Origin of the sequence: Bradyrhizobium erythrophlei (assembly GCF_900142985.1) — a bacterium.
GTDB lineage: Bacteria > Pseudomonadota > Alphaproteobacteria > Rhizobiales > Xanthobacteraceae > Bradyrhizobium > Bradyrhizobium erythrophlei_B.
Genome location: NZ_LT670849.1, coordinates 273,671 through 299,067, shown reverse-complemented (window position 1 = coordinate 299,067; position 25,397 = coordinate 273,671). Strand labels below are relative to the sequence as shown.

Sequence of the window (25,397 nt, the reverse complement as noted above, 5' to 3'; positions counted from 1 at the left end):
CCTGAAACGAGAATTCCGCTGTCGTTTTCGATTTGAAGTCGCTTCACCGCAAGCGGTGCAGGTACCTCGACTCTTAGGGAATGTTACGGCAAACCCAAGGCATATCAGTGCCGTGGCTGCCCCACACTCCTATCTAGCCGAGCAGGGGCGATAAACCAATGGCTGGGCTCACATTTCAACGGGGACGGCTAACGTCAGCCAGCCCACCATTCCGCCACTTGCGCGGGGGCTGGGCCAACCCCTAGAAGGGCAAAGCCAAATCCATCTGAGAAGCGCGCAAACCATGACCGCAAAGCCCAAGCCGCCTTCCGGACAAGAGGGATTCTTCTGGAAAACCAAGACGTTGGAAGAAATGTCGGAGACCGAGTGGGAGAGCCTGTGCGACGGTTGCGCCCGTTGCTGCCTCGAAAAGCTCGAGGACGAAGACACCGGCAAAATCTATTTCACTCACGTTTCCTGCAAGCTTCTCGATGCAGGTCTCTGTGCGTGCAAGGATTATGAGCACCGCTCGGCGCGGGTTCCGGACTGCGTCAGACTGACGCCAGCGAACGTCCGCACGTTGAACTGGCTGCCGCCGAGCTGTGGGTACCGCCTGGTCGCCGAAGGCCGCGACCTCTATTGGTGGCACCCGCTGATTTCAGGCGATCCCAACACGGTTCATGAAGCCGGCGTTTCCGTGCGCGGACGGGTGGAGGGAACCGAGAACGAGATCGCCGACGAAGATCTCGAAGACCATATCGTGGGCTGGCCGGCGCTTCTGCCCAAGCGCGCCCGATTGAAAAAGCGCCCGACATCCTCGCGCTGACGTGTTCGGGCGTCCATCGGGACGCACCCATGCGCCCAAGGTGCTGCCGCAACCCCGATTCGTCCCCTAAATACGGGTGCAAATTCCGGTTGTCTTCAGCCCAATTTCCACATGAACAAGTTCGAACGACAAGGCCGTCCGTCGGCCGACGAGCAAACCTTGTCCGAGAGTCTCGCGGTCGAACCCACGGTTGCGCCTTCGGACATCCCTGACATCAGCGATGCGCCGCCGATCGCGCCGCCTGCGCCGCTCACGCAGAGCGAAGTCCGCACGATTCTGATGAGCCTGATGCTGACGATGTTTCTGGCCGCGCTCGACCAGACCATCGTCGCTACGGCATTGCCGACCATCGGGCGGCAGTTCAGTGACGTCTCCAGCCTGTCATGGGTGATTACCGCCTATCTCCTGGCGTCGACCGCGGTGGCGCCGGTGTTCGGCACGCTGAGCGACATCTATGGCCGCCGCGCCACGATCATCACCTCGATGAGCCTGTTTGTCGTCGGCTCGATCCTGTGTGCGATCGCACCCAATATGCCGATCCTGATTATCGCGCGCGGACTTCAAGGCCTCGGCGGCGGCGGCATTCTGCCGATCGTTCAAACCGTGATTGCCGACGTTGTGACGCCGCGCGAGCGCGGCCAGTACCAGGCCTATTTCAGCGGCGTCTGGATGGCGGCAGGCATCGGTGGGCCGGTCCTCGGCGGTGTCTTTGCCGAACATCTGCACTGGTCGATGATCTTCTGGATCAACGTGCCGCTTGGGCTTATCTCGATGGCGCTGCTGTTGCCCAAGATGGGCCGGATTCCGGTCTTTCACCGCCGCCGCAAGGTCGACTGGCTTGGCGGCGTGCTGCTGATGGCGGCCGCCGTGGTGGTGATGCTGGTGCTGACCTGGGGCGGCACGCGCTATCTGTGGCTGTCGCCGACCATCATGGCGATGATCGGCGCTTCCATCGCGCTTACCCTTGCCTTCGTGTGGCACGCCTCGCGCGCAGACGAGCCGTTCCTGCCGTTGTCGCTGATGGGCGGCACGGTGGTGCCTTACGCGATGGTTTGCGGCGGCTGCGCCATGGGCGCGATGTTGGGACTGACCGTCTACCTGCCGCTCTATTACGAGGGCGTCTATCACTTGAGCGCCAGCGAGGCCGGCCTGGCCCTGATTCCGCTGGCTGCGATTTCGACGTTCGGGGCGGCGATAGCCGGCCGCACCATGGCCCGCGCCAGGCACTACAAGTGGGTTGCGATCGCTGGAACCATCGTGGCCGCCGCGACGGCCGCGGCGATGATGTTTGCGCCGATGCCGCTATGGCTGCTGCTGGTGTTGTTGTCGACCTTCGCGCTGGGATTGGGAACGGCGTTTCCGGTTTCAACCGTATCGGCGCAGAATTCCGTTGCGAGGTCGCAGATCGGCACCATCACCGGCGCTACCAACTTCTTTCGCGCACTGATGGCCTCGTTCACGGTTGCCGTGTTCTCGGCCATCCTGCTGATGGCGCTCGGCGGCGACATCTCGTTTTCAGGCGAGCATCGTGGCGTCGTGAGTTCCGTGGTCGCCGCCGACATGATCGTCGCGTTCCGCTACGTGTTCGGCGCAGCCGCGGCGCTGATGATCGTCGCGTCGATCAGCATGGCCTTGATGGAAGAACGGCCGCTGGCCGGTCCCGCGCAACCTGCCGAACTGATGGAGTAGGGCGGCCCGGCGCTCAGGGCGCGGGGCGCTGACGGGGCCTCGTCCGATCAATCGAGCAGGCCGCAAAATACGCGTTTTCGGATTTTCCAGATCGGGCAATGAGTTATCGGAATATCGAGGGCGCAAGGCCGTTACAATTAATCGGCCGTTCAGGCTCTTCCTCAATGCACCCGTAACCAATGAATCCTAGATTCCAACGCGAGTTGTGAGGCAATGCATGCGCTCTGGTTGAGCGAGCGGGAGTTCTGGATGTTGCAGCTGATTTCGCGATTTCTGCGTGATGAATCCGGCGCGACGGCCATCGAATATTGCATCATTGCCGCCGGCATCAGCATCGTGATCATCACCGCCGTCAGAGGCATCGGCAGCACGCTGAGCAGCAACTTCGGGTTGATCAATACGTCGCTGAAATAACGGCGCCTTCGCTATCCGGCTTTCCTCGCCCGCGCGGAGCTACGCGCGGGCTTTTTTGCGGGCGCAGCTTTCGTCTCGGCCTTGGCTTCTTCCTTGGCCGCACGCTTGCCGCTGATCGGCAGCAACATCTCGCGCTGGCCTTCGATGCGCTTCTTCGGTTTCTTGCCTTTGACGGCCTTCGGGGCGGCAAGCGCTTGCCGTTCGCTGGCGAGGCTGCGCTTGAGCGCGTCCATCAGGTTGATGACGTTGCCGCCCGTTTTGGGCGTGGCTTTCGCGGCCGGGCGAATGCCGGCGCGCTTCTGGTTGATGAGATCGATCAGCGCGGTTTCGTAGTGGTCCTCGAACTTGTCGGGTTCGAAGTCTGAGGATTTCTTTTCGACGATGTGCCTGGCGAGATCCAGCATGTCTTTCGTGACTTTGACGTTCTGGATGTCGTCAAAATATTCCTTCTCGCTCCGCACCTCGTAGGGGTAGCGCAGCAGGGTTCCCATCAGGCCCTGGCCGAGCGGTTCCAGCGCAACGATGTGCTCGCGGTTGGTCAGGACCACGCGGCCGATCGCGACCTTGTTCATGCTGCGGATGGTTTCGCGGATCACGGCGAAGGCGTCGTGGCCGACCTTGCCGTCGGGCACGAGATAATAGGGACGGATCAGGTAGCGGCTATCGATGTCGGTTTTGGGAACGAACTCGTCGATCTCGATCGTATGGGTGGATTCGAGCGCGATGTCCTCGAGCTCTTCCTTCGACACCTCGATGTAGGTGTCGGTATCGACCTTGTAGCCCTTGACGATGTCCTCGGAAGCGACCTCCTCGCCGGTATCGGCGTCCACCTTGGCATATTTGATGCGGTGGCCGGTCTTCTTGTTGATCTGGTTGAAGCTGACCTTTTCGGTGTCGGACGTCGCAGGATAAAGCGCGACCGGGCAGGTCACCAGTGAAAGGCGCAGGAAACCCTTCCAGTTGGCGCGGGGGGCCATGGGATACTCCTTGAGACGCAACAGACCAAAACGCAGAGACTATCACTGCGGGGCTCGTTTTTGAACAAGCCGGGCGGGGAATCTCCTAACGGCGTTAACCGCACCGGGGTTGCCAAACGAGTGCCGGCTAAAGCGAGGCGGCGGCGCAGCAATCATCGAGCTTTCGAATGGCTATCGCTGTTGGCGCAGGCCGGAACATGATCGGAAATCGGGCGTTGCCCCTTACTCGCGGCGGCATAGAGCGCGCGCAGCCTGAACGCGAATTGAGGCTACCATGGCAACGCAACGAGAACGTCAAATCGTTGAGACCCCGACCGAGGCGCGGCAGGCCGAGCCCGGACCGTCGGTTCTGGCGCTACTGGCTGTCTCCACCGGCCTTGCCGTCTTGATCCTGGGTGTCGTCTGGTTCGCGTTCTTCCGGACCTGAGTGTTGCTTGGATCGTGGAACTTGTGCCGTCCGCGTTGGCCGGCTGTTTACCAATATCCGTGCAATTCCGGTGTCCGTACTAATCCGGTTTTTCAACGACCGCGAATCGCGTCATGATCTCGCCGTGAGAATTTGCCCGGATCGTTGCGATCTCCTGGCAAGGCGATGCTGGGTGAGTTTTCCGCACTTGAAATCATGATGTCGCCCTATCGGGGCGATACATAAGCGCGGGGGGATAACCGGATGCAGTCCATGCTCACCCTTTTCCTTCAGTCGTCGATTTTCGTGGCCGGTATCATCGTCGGATATGCTGTTTGCGTGTGGCGCTCGCACCGGCGCCGGGCCCAATTCGTAGGTGTCGCGCCGCGCATCTCGATGTTCGGGCATCCACGCCGGGCGTTTTAGCGCTGCGAACGTCCGCTACGGATCGGGGAAAGCCGGAGGTCTAACCGCCGGTTCAGATTGTGCGATCTGACTGCATCGGCTTGAGACGCAGCAGGAACGAGGCCATCTGTCCGACACAGATACCACTGATGCCGCCCAGCGCCTTCACTAGCGCATCGACGGCGCGGCCGTGACGGTCCAGCGTCAACAGTTGAAGCGCTTCGAGACCAAGGGCTGCGCCCACCACGATCGCAAAGACCAGCAGGACGCGGCTGGGATAAGCCAGCGCGAAGGCAAAACCGATCAGCGCAAAAGCCGCGAAATGTTCCAGATGTGGGCTCGCGAGCGTTGGACGAGCTCCAGCCGGGGACAGCGTTACGACGACGACAAAGCCGAGCGCCAGCCAGCCTGCGATGACGGATAGTCTGTGAATCATGCCCGTTTGGTAAGCCACAACGGACTTGATCTCAACCCGCTTGAAGCCTCGCTTTGGCGATGAAAGCCGCTAACGTAAATCTGCGGGGCTTGATGCGCGACCCGTTGTTTGGTTAATCGGGCTCCGCCGCAATCTTGTATTTTCCGCCGATTCCCCCAGATTTTGTCGCTTGAGCGAACCTGCGCGTGGCCGCGCATGTGCACAACGATATTGAGACCGCGGACGCAGCGTTAGCCATGAGCAACAACACCTTCGTTATCCCGGACATTCACGGCCGGCTCGATTTGCTGGAGGACGGCCTCGTTGCAATTGCCGTCCGATCCCAGGGCAGCGGGGACACCATCGTGACGATCGGCGACTACGTCGACAAGGGGCCGGCGAGCAAGGCAGTGATCGAGCGGCTGCGATCGGGCGTTGGCGGATTCGATCTGGTAACGCTGAAGGGTAACCACGACGCGATGATGGCCGGCGCGTTGCGGCACGGTTCGAAAATGGCGGATTGGCTGGGGAAGGGCGGCGCTGCCGCGCTCGCATCCTATGGCGGCGATCCGGCTGACGTTCCGCAGTCGCACCTCGACTGGCTCGATCATCTCGCCCTGTTCCATGCCGATCGCCATCGTCTGTATGTGCACGCGGGCGTCGATCCCCAGACGCCGCTCGATCTCCAGCGCGAGGAGACGCTGTTATGGAAGCGTTATCCGAAGGGATATTCCGAAGGCTACGGCGATCTCCATGTCGTGCACGGCCATGACAACGATCCCAACGGCCCGCTGCTCTACCAGGGCCGAACCAACCTCGACACGCTGGCCTGGCGGACGGGGCGATTGACGATCGGCGTCTTCGACGACGATAGGCCGGGCGGCCCGGTCGACTTCATCGTCGTCAACGGCGCGCCCGCCGCGCGTTAACGAATTAGGGTGCTCGCGGATTTCCCGGCGAAAGGCGTTGAAAGCCGTTGTGAAGAAAAAGTAATCTTGCGGGTCACTGCCGTTCATAACCCATTCACGACGGGCGCGCTCATCTTGGGCTCAAGGTGACAACCACAGTTGGAGATTAACGTGCGCCTACTTGTCGTCGAGGACGATCCGGACCTTAATCGCCAGCTCACCACGGCGCTGTCGGACGCAGGCTACGTGGTTGATCGCGCCTTCGACGGCGAGGAGGGGCACTTCCTCGGCGACAGCGAACCGTATGATGCGGTCGTGCTCGATATCGGCCTGCCGAAGATGGATGGCATCTCGGTGCTGGAAGCCTGGCGTCGCAACGGCCGTTCGATGCCGGTCCTCATTCTGACCGCGCGCGACCGCTGGAGCGACAAGGTTCAGGGTTTCGATGCCGGCGCCGACGACTACGTCGCCAAGCCTTTTCACCTCGAGGAAATCCTGGCGCGGATTCGCGCGCTGCTTCGTCGTTCGACGGGGCATGCGCAGTCGGAGCTGACCTGCGGTCCAGTTTCACTCGATACCCGCACCGGTCGTGTCAGCGTCTCCGGTAACCCGATCAAGATGACGTCACACGAATATCGCTTGCTGGCCTATCTCATGCACCACACCGGGCGCGTGGTATCGCGAACCGAACTGGTCGAGCATCTCTATGATCAGGATTTCGATCGCGACTCGAATACGATCGAGGTGTTCGTGGGCCGTATCCGCAAGAAGCTGGATGTCGATATCATCCAGACCGTCAGGGGGCTGGGCTATCTGTTGACGCCGCCGGCGGCAGGGCGTTGATCGGAACTCTCTTCCTGTGCTCTGTTCCGGCATTGGCCGTCTGAGGTTCTTGCCGGGAGGTGAACGCAGCGCGGCGGAAGATCGTTCGGGATGATGCCTTGATGCGCCGCAGCTCGCTTGCGACCCGTTTGTTTCTGTCTGCGACCGCCTGGGTGGTGGTCATTCTGCTGATCACCGGGGTCATCCTGTCGTCCGTCTATCGGGATGCCACTGAACGCGCCTTTGATCGCCGCCTCAATCTCTATCTGCGGACGCTGGTCGCCGAAGTAGCCACGCCGGACGAGCCCCCCGACCGCCAGTTCCAGTCGCTGGGAGAGCCGCTGTTCGAACTGCCGCTGTCAGGCTGGTACTGGCAGATCACCCGTACCGACACTGAAAAGGACGATGTGCGCGCGTCGCGCTCGTTGTGGGACAAGAAGCTGCCGAAGCTCGAAGATCACGGCGCCGAGTTGAGTGCGGCAGGCATCCGCCAGGGTTATGTTGAGGGGCCGGAGGGCCAGACGCTGCGGATGGTGGAGCGGCCGGTCGATCTCGGCGCCGACGGCAAATTTCTGGTCGATGTCGCGGGCGACGCCTCGGAGATTTTCGACGAGACCCGCAACTTCGACTACTATCTGGGCGGAACGTTCGGCGCGCTTTCGATTGTGTTGGTCCTGACCACGATTTTCCAGGTGCGCTTCGGACTGGCGCCACTGAAGCGCATTTCCGATGCGATTGCCGATATCAGATCCGGCCGCGCCGAAAGGCTCGAGGGTGAATTTCCGGTCGAGATCGCGCCGCTGGCGCGCGAGACCAACGCGCTGATCGACGCCAACCGTGAAATCGTCGAACGCGCCCGTACCCACGTCGGCAATCTTGCGCACGCGATCAAGACACCGCTGTCGGTTATCGTCAACGAAGCCGCGTCGCATTCTTCCGACCCGTTTGCCGAAAAAGTTCTCGAACAGGCGGACGTGATGCGCGACCAGGTCGCGCACCATCTCGAGCGGGCGCGGATCGCCGCGCGCGTCACCATCGTCGGCACCGTGACGGAGGTCGGCCCCGTCGTGGATGCCTTGCGGCGGACCATGGAGAAAATTCATCGCGACCGAGATGTCGCCATCGAGGTTTCCGCCGCATCGAACGTGATGTTTCGCGGCGAACGGCAGGATCTCGAGGAGATGGTCGGCAATCTCGTCGACAACGCCTGCAAGTGGGCAGCCTCGCGCGTCTTCATCGAAGTCTTGCCGAACGGGGCAACAGAGCCGGGCGCAGCCCCCATGCTGCGAATTTTGGTCGACGATGACGGGCGGGGCCTGTCGGAGCAGGAGCGGGCCCAGGTCTCCCGCAGGGGCCAACGGCTCGACGAATCCAAGCCGGGCTCGGGCCTCGGCCTGTCGATCGTGACCGATCTTGCGGGTCTCTACGGCGGCAGCCTGACCCTCGGCCATGCCCCGATCGGGGGCTTGCGGGCGGAGCTTCTTCTCCCAGCCGCCTAGAGTTTACAACCTGAAATAGATTCTGGTTCGGAAGGCCCCTTTAGGTTTGACATCCTAAACGACTTCTTAACGCGGGGGCTTCTAGTATGCCGCGCGGACGTATTTTTGCCGTCCGCGCCACACGAGCTTGCATTCCGCGCGCATGGGCAAGACATCAACCGAACGGCTGAGGGACTATCTCGCCCAGCTATCGCCGCAGTCGCAGGCGTTGCTGATGCGGGAGTTCGAGCGCGCCATCGATCGCGGTGAGGAAACCACGATCGCCAACTTCGTGCTGGAACAGTTGCGCAAGATTGTGCGCAGCGCCGACGATGAGGCGCGTCCGCGCTCGGATAGCCCGGCCCGGCTCCTGTTCCGCCCGCTCGAACCCTTTCTGGTCGAAAACAATGCGCCGGTGCGAGTGGGCCAGATTCGCCGCACTTCCTTGCCGCCAGTCTGGCAATGGGTGGCCCGTGAGGGCGCCCGGGACCTCGCCGGCGCGCTCGATATGGCGCTCTCCCGTGGCCCAGAGAATGGCACCTCGCCCGAGATCGAGTCTGCTACGCGAAAATTGCAGCTTGCCGTGGCCGAAGCTTTGCTGGCCGCGACTGCGGCCGGGGCCGACGACCGCCGTGTGCTTGCGCGGATCGGCCCGCCGGACGTCATCGAGGACGTGCCGTCGATCGCCACCGTGTTGCGGGCGCGCGAAACAGTCGATACCCTCAACAGCCGGCTTCCGAGCTACATGCGCGCCTTCAACGATGCGCAACTTTCCTCGGTGGCCGACGTGCTCAACGTGCCGTCCTTGCAAACACCGCAGCTATTGCCGTTTGCGTTGTCGATGGTGATGCAGCGGTTGGCCGCGCCGTGGCAGATCATTCGTCTGGCGATCCGCATGGCAGCGTCCGACGACGAGATGCGCGTCGCATCGACGCCGTACGGCATGGCCGTCTCCATCGCCTTGCACGATTTATTTTGTCTGGCGGCCACGCTGCGGGCCGACATCAAGCGCGGCCGTTTCGCCGAAGTCTCCGAGCACCTGAAAACCCTTCACGATGGCGTGCGGGGTTTGCGCACCGAACTCGATCTGCGACAGGATTCAGCCTGGGGCAGGCAGCTTGCCTCGATCCGCGCCGACATCTCGAGCGCCCTGCAATCCGAAATCGACAGCGTTCCCGGCCGTGTCAGGCGCCTGCTCCGCCAGCGCACCGAAAAGGACATCTCCGCGGCGGCCGCAATCAACACCAGCGATGTCGATGAGACCGCAGCCCTGATCGAGTTCGTTGCGGTGTGCCGCACCTATGCCGGGGAGCTCGCGATCAACGAAGTGACCATGCGGACCTATTCCGACCTCCAGCATTATGTCGAGCAATCGACAGAAGCGCTGGTGCAGTCGCTGCGCGGCAGCGAAGGCAAGGCTCGGACCTATCGCCAGGCGCAGGCCGCGGCTGCTATCCGGTTTTGCGACGTGCTGTTCGGCGCCGATTACGCGTCGCTGATGAGCAGGGCGGCTGAAAACGCTGTGACCGGCGAGCGCAAATCGTCGCGCACGGCCTGATCTGCGTGGGCCGGATTTGGCCCTTCCAAGACCTCACATCCAGGTTTAGGGGTGCCTATTTTGGTGAGATATATCAATATTTTAATGTCATCTCGTCAAATTGATATTTGTCAATTGCCCACCCCTGATGCCTGTGGTGTAAAGCAGCCTGAAGCGCCCGCATTCGTGCGCGCCGCTCTACCGGAACCCGCTCGATGACGTTGTGGTTTGTGTTCGCGCTGATGACGGCCGCGGCTATTTTTGCCGTGCTTTGGCCGCTTGGCCGCGCGGGCCAGCCGCAGCAGGACGGCAGCGAAACCGCCGTCTACCGCGACCAACTCTCCGAAATCGACCGCGATGTCGCCACGGGCCTCATCAATCCGCCGGAGGCCGCTGCCGCACGCGTCGAGATCGGCCGCAGGCTATTGGCGGCGGCCGACAGCGAGCGCCGGGTGAGCGCTGGCTCGAATGTCCGACTGCGCCGCATCGCGGCCGTTGTCGCGCTCCTGGGATTGCCGCTGGTTGCCATCGGACTCTATTTTCCCCTGGGTTCGCCCGATCTGCCTGATTTCCCGCTCGCGCAGCGCAGCCGCGCGCCCGAGGGCACGCAGTCGGTCGACAATCTCGTCGCTCAAGTCGAACAGCATCTGGCGGAGAATCCGACCGACGGCCGCGGCTGGAGCATTCTTGCGCCGGTACTGGCAAGGCTGGGGCGCATGGACGATGCGGTCCGCGCGTTCCGGAATTCCATCACCTATAACGGTGAGAGCGCCGATCGTCGCGCCGATCTTGGCGAGGCGCTGGTTGCCGCGGCCGGCGGCGTCGTCACCGGCGATGCCAAGTCCGAATTCGAGCGCGCAGTGGCGTTGGACGCCAGCGAGGTGAAGGCGCGTTATTTCCTGGGCCTGGCTGCCGAACAGGACGGCCGCGCGGCGGATGCGGCGTCGATCTGGCGTGCGATGCTGGAAAAGGCGCCGCCGAACGCGCCGTGGCGTTCGTTCGTTGAGGCCGCGCTGGCCAGGGCCGGCGGTGCGCCGGTGCCGGCGCCGTCAAATGAGGCGGTGGCCGCGGCAAAGGACATGAGCGAGACCGACCGCAACGCCATGATCCGCGGCATGGTCGATCGCCTCGCCACCCGGCTGCATCAGAATGGCGACGACGTCGAGGGATGGTTGCGGCTGGTCAGGGCCTATATGGTCCTGGGCGACGCCGACAAGGCCAAGGCGGCCTCGTCCGATGCGCGGCAGGCGGTTGCAAAGGATCCCGAGCGGCTGCGCGAGCTGAACGACGGGCTGAAAAACCTTGGCCTAGATGGATGAGGCTCGATGGATGAGCATGATCGGTGAAATGGCGCGGTTGCGCGGAAGAGACAATCGATGACACGCAAGCAGCGTCGTCTGACTATCATCGGCGGCTCGCTCGCCGTGCTCGCGGTCGCCGCGGCGCTGGTGCTGAATGCGATGCGCGATTCGATCGTGTTCTTTTCGACGCCGAAGATGGTGGCGGAAAAGCATATTCAGCCGGGCAAACGCTTCCGGCTCGGCGGCCTGGTGCAGCCGGGATCGCTCGTGCACGCGGACGATCTGAAGGTCAGGTTCGAAGTCGGCGATGGCAGCGCCGCGCTGCCGGTTTCCTATCAGGGAATCCTGCCGGATCTTTTCCGCGAGGGGCAGGGCGTGATCGCGGAAGGCGCGCTCGATGCTTCCGGCGTGTTCAAGGCCGACACCGTGCTTGCCAAGCACGACGAGAACTACATGCCAAAAGACGTCGCCGACGCCCTGAAGAAGCAGGGGCTCTGGAAAGAGGAATATGGCGCTGCGTCCAAACCTGGTGGCACCGCCGCCAGCGCAGCGCAAGGCAACCAGGGGGCTGTGCGGTGATCGCCGAGAGCGGACATTACGCGCTGGTGCTGGCGTTTGGACTCGCGCTCGTTCAATCGACCGTGCCGCTTCTGGGCGCGCGCTGGCGTGAATATTCGCTGATGAATGTCGCGCGCTCGACGGCGGTCGCGCAGCTGATGTTCTGCGCGGCATCATTTGCTGCGCTGGTCGCACTTCACGTCTCCTCGGACTTTTCCGTCGTCAACGTGTTCGAGAACTCGCACTCGATGAAGCCGCTGATCTACAAGATCACCGGGGTGTGGGGTAACCACGAAGGCTCGATGCTGCTCTGGGTATCGATCCTGGCGCTGTTCGGCGGCCTGGTTGCGATCTTCGGCAACAATCTGCCGACCTCGCTTCGCGCCTATGTGCTGGCGGTGCAGGCCTGGATCGCCAGCGCCTTCTATCTCTTCATCCTGACGACCTCCAATCCGTTCCTGAGAATCGCCAATCCTCCGATCGAGGGGCAGGACCTCAATCCGGTCTTGCAGGATATCGGTCTGGCCGTGCATCCGCCGATGCTCTATCTCGGTTATGTCGGCTTCTCGATCTCGTTTTCCTTTGCCATCGCTGCCCTGCTCGAAGGCCGCATCGACGCAGCCTGGGCACGCTGGGTGCGGCCGTGGACGCTGGTCGCCTGGATATTCCTCACCGCCGGCATCGCGATGGGGTCCTACTGGGCCTATTACGAACTCGGCTGGGGCGGCTGGTGGTTCTGGGATCCGGTCGAGAACGCCTCGCTGATGCCGTGGCTTGCCGGCACCGCGCTGCTCCATTCGCTGGTCGTGATGGAGAAGCGCAATGCGCTCAAGGTCTGGACCATCCTGCTGTCGATCCTGGCCTTCTCGCTCTCGCTGCTCGGCACCTTCCTGGTTCGCTCGGGCGTGCTCACCTCGGTTCATGCTTTCGCGAACGATCCCAGGCGCGGCGTATTCATTCTTTTGATTCTGTGCATCTTCATCGGCGGCAGCCTTTCGCTCTATGTCCTGCGCGCATCCTCGCTCAAGCAGGGCGGCCTGTTTGCACCGATCTCGCGGGAAGGGGCGCTGGTCCTCAACAACCTGCTTCTGACCACCGCCTGCGCGACGGTTTTCGTCGGAACGCTCTATCCGCTGGCTCTGGAAGTGATGACGGGAGAGAAGATTTCGGTCGGCGCGCCGTTCTTCAATCTCACCTTTGGGCCGTTATTTATCCCGCTGCTGGTCGCGCTGCCGTTTGGACCATTGCTCGCCTGGAAACGCGGCGATCTGCTGGGGGCGGCCCAACGCCTGATGGCGGCAGGTATCGCCGCCTTCATTGTGCTCGCGGTGGTATGGGCCTGGACGCTTGGCGGCAGCACGTTTGCGCCGCTTGCGATCGGTCTTGCGGTGTTTGTCATCGCGGGCGCGGTGATCGATATCGTCGAGCGCATCGGCTTGCTTCGGCTGCCGCCCGGCATTGCGTTCCAGCGTGCCCGCGGGCTGCCGCGCTCGGCCTGGGGCACGATGTTCGCCCATGCCGGCGTCGGGATCGCGCTGATCGGGATCGTTTGCGAGACCTCGTGGAACAGCGAGAACATCAGGACGATGAGGACAGGTGATGTGACGAGCATCGCCGGCTACCAGCTCAAGCTCGAAAGCCTGACGCCGCACCAGGGGCCGAATTACCGCGAGACGGTTGCAAAATTCAGCGTCCTGGTCGGCGGCCAGGTGATCGCGGACATGACGCCGTCGAAACGCAATTTCACGACGCGCAGCGCTACCACGACGGAAGCCGCCCTGCTGTCGCGTGGGGCGAGCCAGCTCTATATTTCGCTTGGTGACATCGGCAACGACGGCACGATCGCGGTCCGGATCTATCACAAGCCGCTCGTGCTGCTGATCTGGTTCGGTCCGGTGCTGATGGCATTCGGCGGCTTGCTGTCGCTGTCGGACCGGCGCTTGCGCGTTGGCGCGCCGAAACCCGCGAAGTCCGTGCGCGGATTGCAGGCTGCGGAGTGATACCTGTGAAGCGTGTGCTCCTCGCATGGACGATGATGTTGACATTGGCGACGGCAGCTTACGCCGTGCAGCCGGACGAGATCATGTCGGATGCGGCCAAGGAAGCGCGGGCACGGGATTTGTCGCGCGAATTGCGCTGCATGGTGTGTCAGAACCAGTCGATCGACGATTCCGAAGCGCCGCTGGCGCGCGACCTGCGGCTGCTCGTCCGCGAACGGATCGCGGCCGGCGACAGCGATGCGCAGGTGATCGATTTTCTGGTGGCGCGCTACGGCGAATTTGTGCTGCTGAAACCGCGGCTCAACTCGCATACCTGGCTGCTGTGGTCGTTAACGCCGCTGGCGCTCCTGGCAGGAGGTATTGCGTTGTGGATCCATGGCCGCCGTCGTGGCCAATCCAGCGCGGAACGGGACACCGCGCTGTTGAATTTAACGCCCGAGGAAGAGACGCGAATCAATCAGCTGATTGCCGCGGAACCGGCTTCCGAAAAGTAGCACCGCAAGCAAATGGCAGCGCCGTTTGGGGCTGCGATAATCCGCCGCATTCCATTGCGGGTTCATTACCAAAGTTTAATTCCCTCGCCAGCGCGTTGTAAGGCGTAGATCCCCATGTTCGGGGCATGCCCCCGCACCGCTTCTAATTCAGGCTCTGGAGAAGTTTTTATGACCGACCGCCCCACCGATCTTTCCTCGCTTCCATCCTATCGCGCGCCGCGCCGTTCGTTGCTGTCGGCACGCAAATTCGCGCTCATGGCGTCGGTTGTCGCCGGCCTTGGCATAGCCGCCTACGGCTTCGGTCCGTCGGCCGGCCCGGTCGACATCTTCACCACCAGCGCGCACGCGCAGGTGAACAACGAGGTCCGCAAGGTTGCTCAGCCGATCGGTTTTGCCGACATCGTCGAGCGCGTCAAACCGTCCGTGATTTCGGTGAAGGTCAACATCAACGAGAAGGTTGCGAAGAACGACAACGGCGACAACAGCGAAAACGGCGACTCGCCGTTCCAGCCGGGCTCACCGATGGAGCGCTTCTTCCGCCGCTTCGGTGGTGGGGATCTTCCGCCTGGCCTGCGCGCGATTCCGCGCGGCCGCGGCATGGTGACCGGGCAGGGCTCCGGCTTCTTCATCTCGGCCGACGGCTTTGCCGTCACCAACAACCACGTGGTCGACGGCGCCGACAAGGTCGAAGTGACGACCGACGACGGCAAGACCTTCAGCGCCAAGGTGATCGGGACCGATGCCCGCACCGATCTTGCGCTGATCAAGGTCGAAGGCGGTTCGAATTTCCCGTTCGCCAAATTGTCCGACGGCAAGCCGCGGATCGGCGACTGGGTGCTCGCGGTCGGCAATCCGTTCGGCCTCGGCGGCACCGTGACGGCCGGCATTGTTTCAGCGAGCGGCCGCGACATCGGCAACGGCCCTTATGACGATTTCATCCAGATCGATGCGCCCGTGAACAAGGGCAATTCGGGTGGCCCGGCCTTCAACACCGAAGGCGAGGTGATGGGCGTCAATACCGCTATCTACTCGCCGTCGGGCGGCAGCGTCGGCATTGCGTTCTCGATTCCCGCCTCCACCGTGAAGAGCGTCGTTGCCCAGCTCAAGGACAAGGGCTCGGTGAGCCGCGGCTGGATCGGCGTCCAGATTCAGCCGGTCACGCCCGACATCGCCGACAGCCTTGGCATGAAGAAGGCCGAAGGCGCGCTGGTGGCGGAACCGCAGGCCAACGGCCCGGCGGCCAAGGCCGGCATCGAATCCGGCGACGTGATCACGGCGGTCAACGGTGAATCCGTCAAGGATGCCCGCGAACTCGCCCGTACCATCGGCGGTCTTTCGCCCGGTTCCGCGGTCAAGCTCAACGTTCTGCACAAGGGCCAGGACAAGGTGATCAACCTCAGCCTGGGCCAGTTGCCCAATACGCTGGAGGCCAAGGCCGATATCGACAATAGCGACAAGGGCAGCGCAAACCGTGGAACCGATGTGCCGAAGCTCGGTTTGACTCTGGCACCGGCCAACAGCGTTGCCGGTGCCGGTAAGGAAGGCGTCGTGGTCACCGACGTCGACCCGAAGAGCGCGGCTGCCGAACGTGGTTTCAAGGAAGGCGACGTCATTCTGGAAGTCGCCGGCAAGAGCGTTACCAATGTCGGCGATGTGCGTGAGGCAATTACAGCCGCGCGCAACGACAACAAGAACAGCGTCCTGATGCGGGTCAAGAGCGGCGGATCTTCGCGGTTTGTCGCGATCCCGCTGGCCAAGGGCTAAGCGCCAGGCGCGACGAATGGGAGGGCAGTGTCGGCACAATCGCCCCCGCCGACACCGCCTTCCTTGGGGGTGGGTCGTAAACCTGCCCCCGTGACTACCTTCCGGTGGAAAACGCCCCCCTCCGTCGGGAGGTCAAAGGGCGGTGAGGTCCCCCCAGCTTCACCGCCCGCTTTTTTTGGCTCAATAGGGCGCGTCCGATCGCCTTGCATGAGGGCCCCGGCCGCGCCATGGTGATGGAAGTTCCCACGTGACCGCGATCGCAACCGACACCCAGATGCGCCTTTTGATTATCGAAGACGACCGTGAATCCGCCGACTATCTGGTCAAGGCGTTTCGTGAAGTCGGATATGTCGCCGATCTCGCAGGCGACGGCGAGGAAGGGCTGGCGCTGGCCGAAGGCGGCGATTACGACGTGCTCGTGGTCGATCGCATGCTCCCCAAACGCGACGGCCTGTCGCTGATCGGCGCGCTGCGCGAGAAGGGCAACCGCACGCCCGTCCTGATTCTCTCGGCGCTCGGACAGGTCGACGACCGCATCAAGGGTTTGAAGGCCGGCGGCGACGACTATCTGCCAAAGCCCTATTCGTTTGCGGAATTGCTGGCGCGGATCGAGGTACTGTCGCGCCGCCGCGGCGGACCTGCGGAAGACACCACCTATCGCGTTGGCGATCTGGAACTCGACCGCCTGTCGCACCGCGTGATGCGCGGCAAGGAGGAATTGACGCTGCAACCGCGCGAGTTCCGCCTGCTCGAATATCTGATGAAGCATGCCGGCCAGGTGGTGACGCGCACCATGCTGCTCGAGAACGTCTGGGATTATCATTTCGATCCGCAGACCAACGTCATCGACGTGCATATTTCGCGGCTGCGCTCGAAGATCGACAAAGGTTTTGAGCGTCCGTTGCTTCATACCATTCGCGGCGCGGGATACATGATCCGTGACGGCCTTCGGTAAACTGATCCGAACCACGGCGTTCCGCTTGACGCTGGTTTACCTGTTTCTGTTCGCGCTGTTTGCCGCGTCCCTGCTGGCGTTTTTCGCCTGGAACACCCGTCACCTGGTCACCGAACAGATCACCGCGACGGTGAATGCGGAAACCGGCGAGGTCAGCGATATCTTCAGCCGGCGGGGTTTGCGCGGCCTTGTTCTCACCATCGAAAATCGCGCGCTGCGTCCCGGCGCCAATCTTTATCTGGTGACAACGCCGGCGGGGCAGGCGGTTGCGGGCAATGTCGGCTCGCTCTCCCCGGGCGTCATGGCAACAACCGGATGGTCTGAAACCGCCTATCGCCGGCTCGACGATCAGGATTCCGGCAATCACTTCGCGCTGGTGAAGGTGACTGAACTCTCCAGCGGTTTCCGCCTTCTGATCGGGCGCGATCTCGATGAGCGGCGGCGCATGTTCGGTATCGTTGCGAAAGCCGCGCAATGGTCGCTGCTGGTGGTGATGGTGCTGGGGCTTGGCGGCGGCATTTTCGTCGCGCGGCGGGTGCTGGCGCGGATCGACGCCATGACCGGCACGACCGAACGCATCATGGCGGGTGATTTGAGCGGCCGTCTGCCGGTCGGGCGCAGCGGCGACGAACTGGACCGTCTCGCCAAAAATCTCAATGCCATGCTGGAGCGCATCGAAGCGTTGATGAACGGGCTCAAGGAAGTCTCCGACAATATCGCGCACGACCTGAAGACGCCGCTGACACGCCTGCGCAACCGCGCTGAGGAAGCACTGGCGAAATCCAGAACCGAGATTGAGTATCGCTCCGCGCTGGAGCGGACCATCGAAGAGTCGGACGGTCTGATCCGGACTTTCAACGCGCTGTTGATGATTGCGCGCGCCGAATCCGGGCAGGCCCGCGGCAACATGGACGACTTTGACGCCGCCGAAGTCGCAAGAGGCATTCACGAACTCTACGAGCCGCTCGCCGAAGATGACGGCATGACACTGCGCGTGAAAGCCGAAACGGCGCTGCTTCATGGCAACCGCGAGTTGGTCAGCCAGGCGCTGGCCAATCTGGTCGAGAACGCCATCAAGTACGGCAAGCCGGATCCGGTCGTACAGCCGCTCGGCGCGGGGGCATCCACGGACGCAAGTCGCAAGGAAATTCTGATTGAGGCCAGGCGCGTCGGCGATCAGGTGCTGTTGAGCGTTACCGATCATGGTCCGGGGATTCCGGTGGCCGACCGCAGGCATGCGGTGGAAAGATTCGTCCGGTTAGAGGCCAGCCGCACCCAGCCGGGTTCCGGACTTGGCCTCAGTCTGGCCTCGGCCGTCGCTACGCTGCATGGCGGCGATCTCAGGCTCGACGACGCCCATCCGGGCCTGATTGCGACGCTGGCGATCCCGGCGCGGTCCGGCCCGAGCGACAGGCTTGCGGCTCAAACGCAGGATGTGCCACAGAAAGCCGCATGAATCGGGGTGCGCGGGCCACGCCACGCGCACTGATCTGACGCCGGCTTGGTACTTCTTCTGGATCGACATTCGTTATGACCCTTCGCAGAATCCGTGATGCGGATGTCGAATCCACCTCGCTCGCCGCGCGTTTCGTCGGTGGGCCGCATCTCGCTGATCCCGAAAAGGCCGAGCAGCGCCTCGACGACTGGCTGTCGGATCTGGCTCCCGATCTGGCCTTCGAATTCAAGGATGTGTTCGCGCGATTTCCTTCTGCCCGGAGGATTTTCGCAGGCCTTGCGGAAGCCTCGCCCTACCTCTTCGATCTGGTTCGCGCGGATGCATCGCGCGCGCTCAACCTCCTGCACACCGAACCCGACCGGCATCTGGCGCAACTGATCGAGGAGTCCCGCCGCGGCATATCGGTTGCCTCTCACGAAGCGCTGGCGATGCAGATCCTGCGCGCCATGAAAGCCGAAGCGGCTTTGTTGATTGCGCTATGCGACATCGGCGGCGTGTGGCCGGTTATGCGGGTCACGCGCGCCTTGACCGATCTCGCCGTCGCCTCGATGCAGTCGGCGCTGCACTTTTTGCTGCAACAGGAAACGATGCGCGGAAGGATGGTGCCGCCGAATCCGGATCATCCGGAGGAGGGCAGCGGTCTCATCGTGCTGGCGATGGGCAAGATGGGCGCGGGCGAACTGAATTTCTCCAGCGATATCGACCTGATCATCTTTTATGAGGCCGAGGCGACCTCGCTTGCGTCTGACATCGAGCCGCAGCAGTTCTTCATTCGCGTCGCGCAGGGGCTGTCGCGGATGTTGCAGCAGCGCAGCGGCGAGGGCTACGTGTTTCGCGTCGACCTGCGGCTGCGTCCCGATCCCGCTTCGACGCCGCTTGCGATCTCGACCGCGTCGGCGCTGCATTATTATGAACGCGAGGGACGCACCTGGGAGCGTGCCGCCATGATCAAGGCGAGGCCCTGCGCGGGAGATTTGCAGGCAGGCGAGGCGCTGATGGCCGAACTTTCGCCGTTCGTATGGCGCAAGCATCTGGACTTCGCCGCGCTCTCCGACGTCCACGACATGAAGCGCCAGATGCAGACCTATCGCGGGCAGAGCGACATCGCGGTCGAGGGCCACAATGTCAAGATCGGACGCGGCGGCATCCGCGAAATCGAATTCTTTGCGCAGACCCAGCAGTTGATTACCGGTGGGCGGCATCCGGGACTGCGGGTGCGGCCGACGCTCGAGGCGCTCGACCGGCTGGCCGAGAGTAACTGGATCACGTTCGAAGCGCGCGACCAGCTCGCTGCAGCGTACGAATTTCTACGGCGAGTCGAGCACCGCCTGCAAATGGTCGCCGACGAGCAAACCCACACGCTGCCGGAGGAACCGCAGGCGGTCGAGCAATTTGCGCGGTTCTTCGGCTATGAGAGCCGGGCCGCCTTCGCCAAAGACTTGCTCGTCCACCTCACGATCGTGCAGGGGCACTACAGCAAGTTGTTTGAAGGCGATCCTGCCGGCACCGCCAAATTGCCGGATGTGAATTACGGGGGAGGGCCGGACGATCCGCGCCTGGTCGAATATCTGGCTTCGCTCGGTTTCAAGAAGCCGATCCCGGTGGCGGCGACCGTACAGCAATGGCTTCAGGGCGACTATCGCGTGTTCCGCTCCGAGGCCACCCGCAACTCGTTTCTCGAGTTTTTGCCATCGCTGATCAGCGGTCTCGCCAATGCCGAAGACCCGGACAACGCCATTGTTGTCTTTGACCATTTTCTCCAGGCGCTGCAACGCGGCGGCCGGCTGTTTGTCCTGCTCAGCCAGAACCGTGACCTGGTGGCGCTGGTGGCTTTGATCCTGGGTGCTGCGCCGCGGCTTGGCGACATGCTGGCGCGGCAGCCGCAGATCATGGATGGCCTGATCGATCCGCGATTTTTCGGCGCCATGCCGGACAAGGCCGAGCTGTCGGCGCGTCTCGCCGCGACGCTGGAGGATGCCGGATCCTATGAAGACTTTCTCGACCGGCTCCGGCTGTTCGGCCGCGAGAGCCTGTTCCTGATCGGCACACGGATTCTGTCCGGCACCGTGTCGGCCCAGCAGGCCGGCATTGCATTTGCCGACGTTGCGGAAGGCATCGTTCACACCGTGCATGGCCTCGTGACGGAGCAGTTCGCCGCGCAATACGGCCGGATCAAGGGACAGGAAACTGCGATCCTGGCGATGGGGCGGCTCGGCAGCCGCGAGATGACGGCGGCGTCCGATCTCGATCTGATCCTGCTTTATGATTTCGATTCCGAACATCCGGATTCCGATGGCGTCAAATCGCTGCACGGCGCCCAATACTTTGCGCGCTTCACCCAGCGGCTGATCAGCGCATTCACGACGCGCACGAACTATGGCGTGCTCTACGATATCGACATGCGGCTGCGGCCGTCGGGCCGCGCCGGCCCGGTGGCTTCCCATGTCGATGCCTTCGCCGAATACCAGGAGAAGGAAGCCTGGACCTGGGAGCACCTGGCGTTGACCAGGGCGCGGGTGATTTCGGCGTCACCGCAATTTCGCGACAAGATCGAAGGCGTCATTCGCGAGGTTTTGACGCGGCCACGGGACGCATCAAGCGTCGCAATCGATGTGGCTGACATGCGGCGCGCCATCGCGCTGGAAAAAGGCGAGAACGACGTCTGGGACTTGAAGCTCGTCGCCGGCGGCCTGGTCGACATCGATTTCATCGCCCAGTATCTGCAACTGGCTTATGCCAATGAGAAGCCGGATATTCTCAACGTCAATACGCTGGAGGTGCTCGACAACGCGGCGCGGCTCGGTGTGCTGCCGGCGGCCTCAGCGGAAGTCCTGCGATCGGCGGCGTTGCTCTATCACGACCTGACGCAAATCCTGCGGCTCTGCGTCAGCGACAAGTTCGAACCGGAAGCCGCCGGCGAAGACCTGCTGCAAATCATGGCCCGCGCCGGTGACGCGCCGGATTTCTCGTCGCTTCAGGCCCGCGTGAAAGAGACCCAGGGGGATGTCCGCCGCGTGTTTAGCTTGATACTCGAAGGGCGCGGCTAGTTTGCTGCCAGATATCTCGGCAGAAGCGTCAGTATGCTTTGACGCCCGCTGCTCTTAGCGATGCGATGGCTTCGCGGACGTTCGGATCAAGCCCGGCGCCACCGGCATCGAGGTGCGCGTAGATCTGCTTGCGCATTCGCGGATCCCAGAATTTGCGGATGTGTTCGGCAACGCCGGCGACCTCCTGGTCGTGTCCCTGGCTCTCGAAGAATTTGCCGATTTGATTGGCCATATAGACCAGTCGATTATCATGCGACATTAACCGTTCCTTGCGCGACCGCCGCTGATACGATGCGATCGGGATGGGTGAAGACTTCGAAGCCGTCGGCGCGGGCGACGGCGACAAGCGTGATGCCGGCGGCTTCGGCCATCTTGACGGCCAGCGCCGTGGGCGCGGATACGGCGATCATGACGCCAGCGCCAATCGCCACCGTCTTCTGGACCATCTCGACCGAAACGCGGCTGGTGAGCAACACGATGCCCTCGCTGGCCGGAGTTCTGGCTTGGGCGAGTGCCCCGGCCAGCTTGTCCAGTGCGTTGTGGCGTCCGACGTCCTCGCGAAGCGCGACGATACCGTCCGCGGGCGTCCAGAACGCCGCGGCGTGAACCGCGCGGGTCTCGACATTGATCGGCTGTAATGGCGGCATGGCTGCCATCGCCGTCATGAGCTCGCGCGGATCGAAAGAGCGTCCTCTGGCGACGATTGCGGCTGGGCGCACAGCTTCTGCGATTGAATCGATCCCGCAAAGCCCGCAACCGGTCGGGCCGGCAATGTGCCGCCGCCGTTCGCTGAGACGGCCGGCTTTGTCCTCCGCCAGCCACATCCGCAGCTCGATGCCGTCGTCGAGATCGACGATCTCGATCGAGGAAATCTCTTCAGGAGACTGCACGACGCCCTCGCTGAGGCTGAAGCCGATCGCAAAATCTTCCAGATTTTGCGGCGTCCCCATCATCACCGCGTAGGTGCCACCGTTATACGTCAGCGCCAGCGCGGTTTCTTCCGGGATCGCACGCGCGCCTTCGCTGAGGCGGCTATTGCGCCATGCCAGACGATTGATGGTGCGGACCGGATCGCGCAACGGCTACTCCGCGGCTTCCACGACAGGTGCAATGCGCCGCGAGTGACGGGCCTGCTCGTCGTAGGATTTCTGCCAATCCGATGGTCCGTTGGACGGCGAGATCTGCACCGCCGTGACCTTGTATTCCGGGCAATTCGTCGCCCAGTCGGAGAACTCAGTGGTGATGACGTTGGCCTGCGTGTCCGGGTGGTGGAACGTGGTGTAGACCACGCCCGGCGCCACGCGATCGGTGATCAGCGCGCGCAGGGTGGTTTCGCCGGCGCGGCTCGCCAGTCGTACCCAATCGCCGTCGCGCACGCCACGCTGCTCGGCGTCGTGCGGATGCATTTCGAGGCGATCCTCGCTGTGCCAGACCACGTTCTCGGTGCGGCGGGTCTGTGCACCGACGTTGTACTGGCTGAGGATACGGCCGGTGGTCAGCAGCAGCGGGAAGCGCGGACCGGTACGCTCGTCGGTCGCGATATATTCGGTGAGCACGAATTTGCCCTTGCCGCGGACAAAGCCGTCCATATGCATCACCGGCGTGCCTTCCGGCGCCTTCTCGTTGCAGGGCCACTGCACGGAGCCGAGCTCGTCGAGTTTGGCGTAGGAGACACCGGTGAAGGTCGGGGTAAGGGCCGCGATTTCGTCCATGATCTCGGACGGATGATTGTACTTCATCTCGAACCCCATGGCCTTGGCGAGAGCGATCGTGACTTCCCAGTCGGCCATGCCGTTGCGCGGGGTCATCACCTTGCGTACGCGCTGGATGCGGCGCTCGGCATTGGTGAAGGTTCCGTCCTTCTCGAGGAAGGTCGAGCCCGGCAGGAACACGTGGGCGTAGTTTGCGGTCTCGTTCAAGAATAGATCATGAACAATGACGCATTCCATCGACGACAGCGCCTGAACCACATGTGAGGTGTTCGGGTCAGATTGCAAGATGTCTTCACCCTGCACGTAGAGGCCCATGAAGGTGCCTTCGATCGCAGCGTCGAACATGTTGGGAATGCGCAAGCCCGGTTCCGCGTTGAGCTTTACCTTCCAGGCGCCCTCGAACAACTCGCGCACCGCGTCGCCCGAGATGTGGCGATAGCCGGGCAATTCGTGCGGGAACGATCCCATGTCGCAGGAGCCCTGCACGTTGTTCTGGCCGCGCAGCGGGTTCACGCCCACCCCCGGCCGCCCGATATTGCCGGTTGCCATCGCGAGATTCGCAATCGCGATCACCGTCGTGGAACCCTGGCTGTGCTCGGTGACGCCGAGTCCGTAATAGATCGCGCCATTGCCGCCGGTGGCGTAGATGCGGGCGGCTTCGCGCAGGTCCTTCGGGTTGACGCCGGTCATGATCGCGGTTGCTTCCGGGCTGTGCTTCGGCAGCGAAACGAACTCAGCCCAGTCCTGGAACTCATCCCAGTCGCAACGCTCGCGCACGAAGGCCTCGTTGACGAGGCCCTCGGTAACGATGACATGCGCCAGTGCCGTCAGCACGGCGACGTTGGTGCCGGGCAAGAGCGGCAGATGCAGCGCGTTCATATGCGGCGATTCCACCATCTCGGTGCGGCGCGGATCGATTACGATCAGCTTCGCGCCCTGGCGCAACCGCTTCTTCATGCGTGAGGCAAACACCGGATGGGCGGCCGCCGGGTTGGCGCCGATCACCACCATCACATCGGAGTCCTCGACCGAGTCAAAGTCCTGGGTACCGGCCGAGGTGCCGAAGGTGGTGGCGAGGCCATAACCGGTCGGCGAGTGACAGACGCGGGCGCAGGTATCGACGTTGTTGTTGCCAAAGCCGGCGCGGATCAGCTTCTGCACCAGGTAGGTTTCTTCATTGGTGCAGCGGGAGGAGGTAATGCCGCCGACGGAGTCGCGGCCGTACTTCTGCTGGATGCCTTTGAACTTGGCGGCCGCGAAGCCGAAGGCCTCGTCCCAGGACACTTCCCGCCACGGGTCGTTGATGCTCTCGCGGATCATCGGCTTGAGGATGCGCTCCTTGTGGGTTGCATAGCCATAGGCGAAGCGGCCCTTGACGCAGGAGTGGCCGCGATTGGCTTTGCCGTCCTTGTAAGGCATCATGCGCACGATTTCCTCGCCGCGCATTTCCGCCTTGAAGGAGCAACCGACTCCGCAATAGGCGCAGGTGGTCACAGCCGAGTGCTCGGGCTGGCCGATCTCGATCACGGACTTTTCCGTCAGCGTCGCGGTCGGGCAGGCCTGGACACAGGCGCCGCAGGACACGCATTCGGAGCCGAGGAAGCTTTCGCTCATGCCAGGCGAGACGCGGCTGTCGAAGCCACGGCCGGAGATCGTCAGCGCGAAGGTGCCCTGGACTTCCTCGCAGGCGCGCACGCAGCGTGAGCAGACGATGCACTTGGACGGATCGTAGGTGAAATAGGGGTTGGATTCGTCCTTCGGCATCCAGGCCGCATTGGCTTCGCCGTTGCGCTTGGCGAAAACGTGATTCTCGCCCTCATAGCCGTAGCGCACGTCGCGCAGACCGACCGCGCCCGCCATATCCTGCAATTCGCAGTCGCCGTTGGCAGCACAGGTGAGGCAGTCCAGCGGATGGTCGGAGATATAGAGCTCCATCACGCCCTTGCGCAGTTTCTTCAACCGATCGGTTTGGGTGTGAACCACAAGACCCGGCATCGCCGGCGTGGTGCAGGACGCTGGCGTTCCGGCACGGCCCTCGATTTCGACGAGACAGAGCCGGCAGGAGCCGAACGCGTCGACCATGTCGGTCGCGCAGAGTTTCGGGATCTGCGTGCCGGCTTCCATGGCCGCGCGCATGATCGAGGTGCCCTCCGGCACGGTGACGCTCTGACCATCGATGGTGAGCGTGACCATGTTCTCGGATTTGGAGCGCGGAGTTCCGAAGTCGGTTTCGTGGATCAGCGACATGGCGATT

At 62.9% G+C, this 25,397-nt stretch carries 21 protein-coding genes; 16 read left to right on the top strand and 5 right to left on the bottom strand.

All coding sequences use genetic code 11. The annotated features are described in order from the left end of the window. The first annotated feature begins 283 nt into the window (after nucleotides 1–283). The 3 genes from BUA38_RS01340 (at nucleotide 284) to BUA38_RS01330 (ending at nucleotide 2,908) form a co-directional block, all read left to right on the top strand. A complete protein-coding gene (locus tag BUA38_RS01340; RefSeq protein ID WP_072816182.1) occupies nucleotides 284–805 on the top strand; it encodes a YcgN family cysteine cluster protein in 522 nt (173 codons plus the stop codon). A 111-nt stretch (nucleotides 806–916) separates the two neighbouring features. Then, nucleotides 917–2,494 carry an MDR family MFS transporter gene (locus tag BUA38_RS01335; protein ID WP_072816180.1) on the top strand — a complete coding sequence of 526 codons (1,578 nt, stop codon included), beginning with the start codon at nucleotides 917–919 and terminating at the stop codon, nucleotides 2,492–2,494. A gap of 249 nt (nucleotides 2,495–2,743) precedes the next feature. Beyond that, nucleotides 2,744–2,908 (top strand): Flp family type IVb pilin, encoded by a 165-nt coding sequence (locus BUA38_RS01330; RefSeq protein WP_072825729.1) that lies wholly within the window; start codon nucleotides 2,744–2,746, stop codon nucleotides 2,906–2,908. A gap of 11 nt (nucleotides 2,909–2,919) precedes the next feature. Here BUA38_RS01330 and BUA38_RS01325 read toward each other — a convergent pair whose 3' ends face one another. Then, a complete protein-coding gene (locus BUA38_RS01325) occupies nucleotides 2,920–3,885 on the bottom strand; it encodes a Ku protein (RefSeq protein WP_072816178.1) in 966 nt (321 codons plus the stop codon). A gap of 274 nt (nucleotides 3,886–4,159) precedes the next feature. Here BUA38_RS01325 and BUA38_RS37440 point away from each other — a divergent pair, with 274 nt between their 5' ends. Then, entirely contained in the window at nucleotides 4,160–4,312 is a 153-nt protein-coding gene (locus tag BUA38_RS37440; protein ID WP_172805963.1) for a hypothetical protein, read from the top strand. A 457-nt stretch (nucleotides 4,313–4,769) separates the two neighbouring features. Here BUA38_RS37440 and BUA38_RS01320 read toward each other — a convergent pair whose 3' ends face one another. Further along, a complete protein-coding gene (locus tag BUA38_RS01320; protein WP_072816175.1) occupies nucleotides 4,770–5,132 on the bottom strand; it encodes a hypothetical protein in 363 nt (120 codons plus the stop codon). Nucleotides 5,133–5,368: 236 nt separating this feature from the next. On the opposite strand from BUA38_RS01320, the gene BUA38_RS01315 reads away from it, so the two are divergent. The 12 genes from BUA38_RS01315 (at nucleotide 5,369) to BUA38_RS01260 (ending at nucleotide 21,431) form a co-directional block, all read left to right on the top strand. Then, nucleotides 5,369–6,040, top strand: coding sequence for a metallophosphoesterase (locus BUA38_RS01315; protein ID WP_072825727.1), 672 nt, complete (start codon nucleotides 5,369–5,371; stop codon nucleotides 6,038–6,040). Nucleotides 6,041–6,190: 150 nt separating this feature from the next. Then, nucleotides 6,191–6,862, top strand: coding sequence for a response regulator transcription factor (locus BUA38_RS01310; protein ID WP_072816172.1), 672 nt, complete (start codon nucleotides 6,191–6,193; stop codon nucleotides 6,860–6,862). A 101-nt stretch (nucleotides 6,863–6,963) separates the two neighbouring features. Beyond that, nucleotides 6,964–8,340: a sensor histidine kinase gene (locus BUA38_RS01305; RefSeq protein ID WP_072825725.1), complete on the top strand. Its 1,377-nt coding sequence runs from the start codon at nucleotides 6,964–6,966 to the stop codon at nucleotides 8,338–8,340. Between the two features lie 142 nt (nucleotides 8,341–8,482). Next, nucleotides 8,483–9,877: a hypothetical protein gene (locus BUA38_RS01300; RefSeq protein ID WP_072816170.1), complete on the top strand. Its 1,395-nt coding sequence runs from the start codon at nucleotides 8,483–8,485 to the stop codon at nucleotides 9,875–9,877. 194 nt (nucleotides 9,878–10,071) lie between these two features. Continuing rightward, entirely contained in the window at nucleotides 10,072–11,175 is a 1,104-nt protein-coding gene (ccmI, locus tag BUA38_RS01295; RefSeq protein ID WP_072816167.1) for a c-type cytochrome biogenesis protein CcmI, read from the top strand. A 57-nt stretch (nucleotides 11,176–11,232) separates the two neighbouring features. Beyond that, a complete protein-coding gene (gene ccmE, locus BUA38_RS01290) occupies nucleotides 11,233–11,736 on the top strand; it encodes a cytochrome c maturation protein CcmE (protein WP_072816165.1) in 504 nt (167 codons plus the stop codon). Beyond that, on the top strand, nucleotides 11,733–13,715 hold the full coding sequence (locus BUA38_RS01285) for a heme lyase CcmF/NrfE family subunit (protein WP_072816163.1): 1,983 nt from the start codon (nucleotides 11,733–11,735) through the stop codon (nucleotides 13,713–13,715). Before ccmE ends, BUA38_RS01285 begins: the two co-directional genes overlap by 4 nt. 5 nt (nucleotides 13,716–13,720) lie before the next feature. Next, nucleotides 13,721–14,209 (top strand): cytochrome c-type biogenesis protein, encoded by a 489-nt coding sequence (locus BUA38_RS01280; RefSeq protein ID WP_072816160.1) that lies wholly within the window; start codon nucleotides 13,721–13,723, stop codon nucleotides 14,207–14,209. Nucleotides 14,210–14,377: 168 nt separating this feature from the next. Continuing rightward, complete coding sequence (locus BUA38_RS01275) at nucleotides 14,378–15,973, top strand: Do family serine endopeptidase (RefSeq protein ID WP_072816157.1); 1,596 nt, start codon at nucleotides 14,378–14,380, stop codon at nucleotides 15,971–15,973. A 274-nt stretch (nucleotides 15,974–16,247) separates the two neighbouring features. After that, nucleotides 16,248–16,928 (top strand): response regulator transcription factor, encoded by a 681-nt coding sequence (locus BUA38_RS01270; protein ID WP_072825723.1) that lies wholly within the window; start codon nucleotides 16,248–16,250, stop codon nucleotides 16,926–16,928. Continuing rightward, on the top strand, nucleotides 16,912–18,384 hold the full coding sequence (locus BUA38_RS01265) for an ATP-binding protein (protein WP_072816154.1): 1,473 nt from the start codon (nucleotides 16,912–16,914) through the stop codon (nucleotides 18,382–18,384). Before BUA38_RS01270 ends, BUA38_RS01265 begins: the two co-directional genes overlap by 17 nt. Nucleotides 18,385–18,458: 74 nt before the next feature. Next, on the top strand, nucleotides 18,459–21,431 hold the full coding sequence (locus tag BUA38_RS01260) for a bifunctional [glutamine synthetase] adenylyltransferase/[glutamine synthetase]-adenylyl-L-tyrosine phosphorylase (protein WP_072816152.1): 2,973 nt from the start codon (nucleotides 18,459–18,461) through the stop codon (nucleotides 21,429–21,431). A 28-nt stretch (nucleotides 21,432–21,459) separates the two neighbouring features. Here the strand turns inward: BUA38_RS01260 and BUA38_RS01255 are convergent, their stop codons facing one another. Genes BUA38_RS01255 through fdhF form a run of 3 tightly spaced genes read right to left on the bottom strand, consistent with a single transcriptional unit; the run spans nucleotide 21,460 to nucleotide 25,390 of the window. Beyond that, entirely contained in the window at nucleotides 21,460–21,690 is a 231-nt protein-coding gene (locus BUA38_RS01255) for a formate dehydrogenase subunit delta (protein WP_072816149.1), read from the bottom strand. Continuing rightward, nucleotides 21,680–22,510, bottom strand: coding sequence for a formate dehydrogenase accessory sulfurtransferase FdhD (fdhD, locus tag BUA38_RS01250; RefSeq protein ID WP_072816146.1), 831 nt, complete (start codon nucleotides 22,508–22,510; stop codon nucleotides 21,680–21,682). Before fdhD ends, BUA38_RS01255 begins: the two co-directional genes overlap by 11 nt. A gap of 3 nt (nucleotides 22,511–22,513) precedes the next feature. Further along, complete coding sequence (gene fdhF / locus BUA38_RS01245; RefSeq protein WP_072816143.1) at nucleotides 22,514–25,390, bottom strand: formate dehydrogenase subunit alpha; 2,877 nt, start codon at nucleotides 25,388–25,390, stop codon at nucleotides 22,514–22,516. Nucleotides 25,391–25,397: the final 7 nt, after the last annotated feature.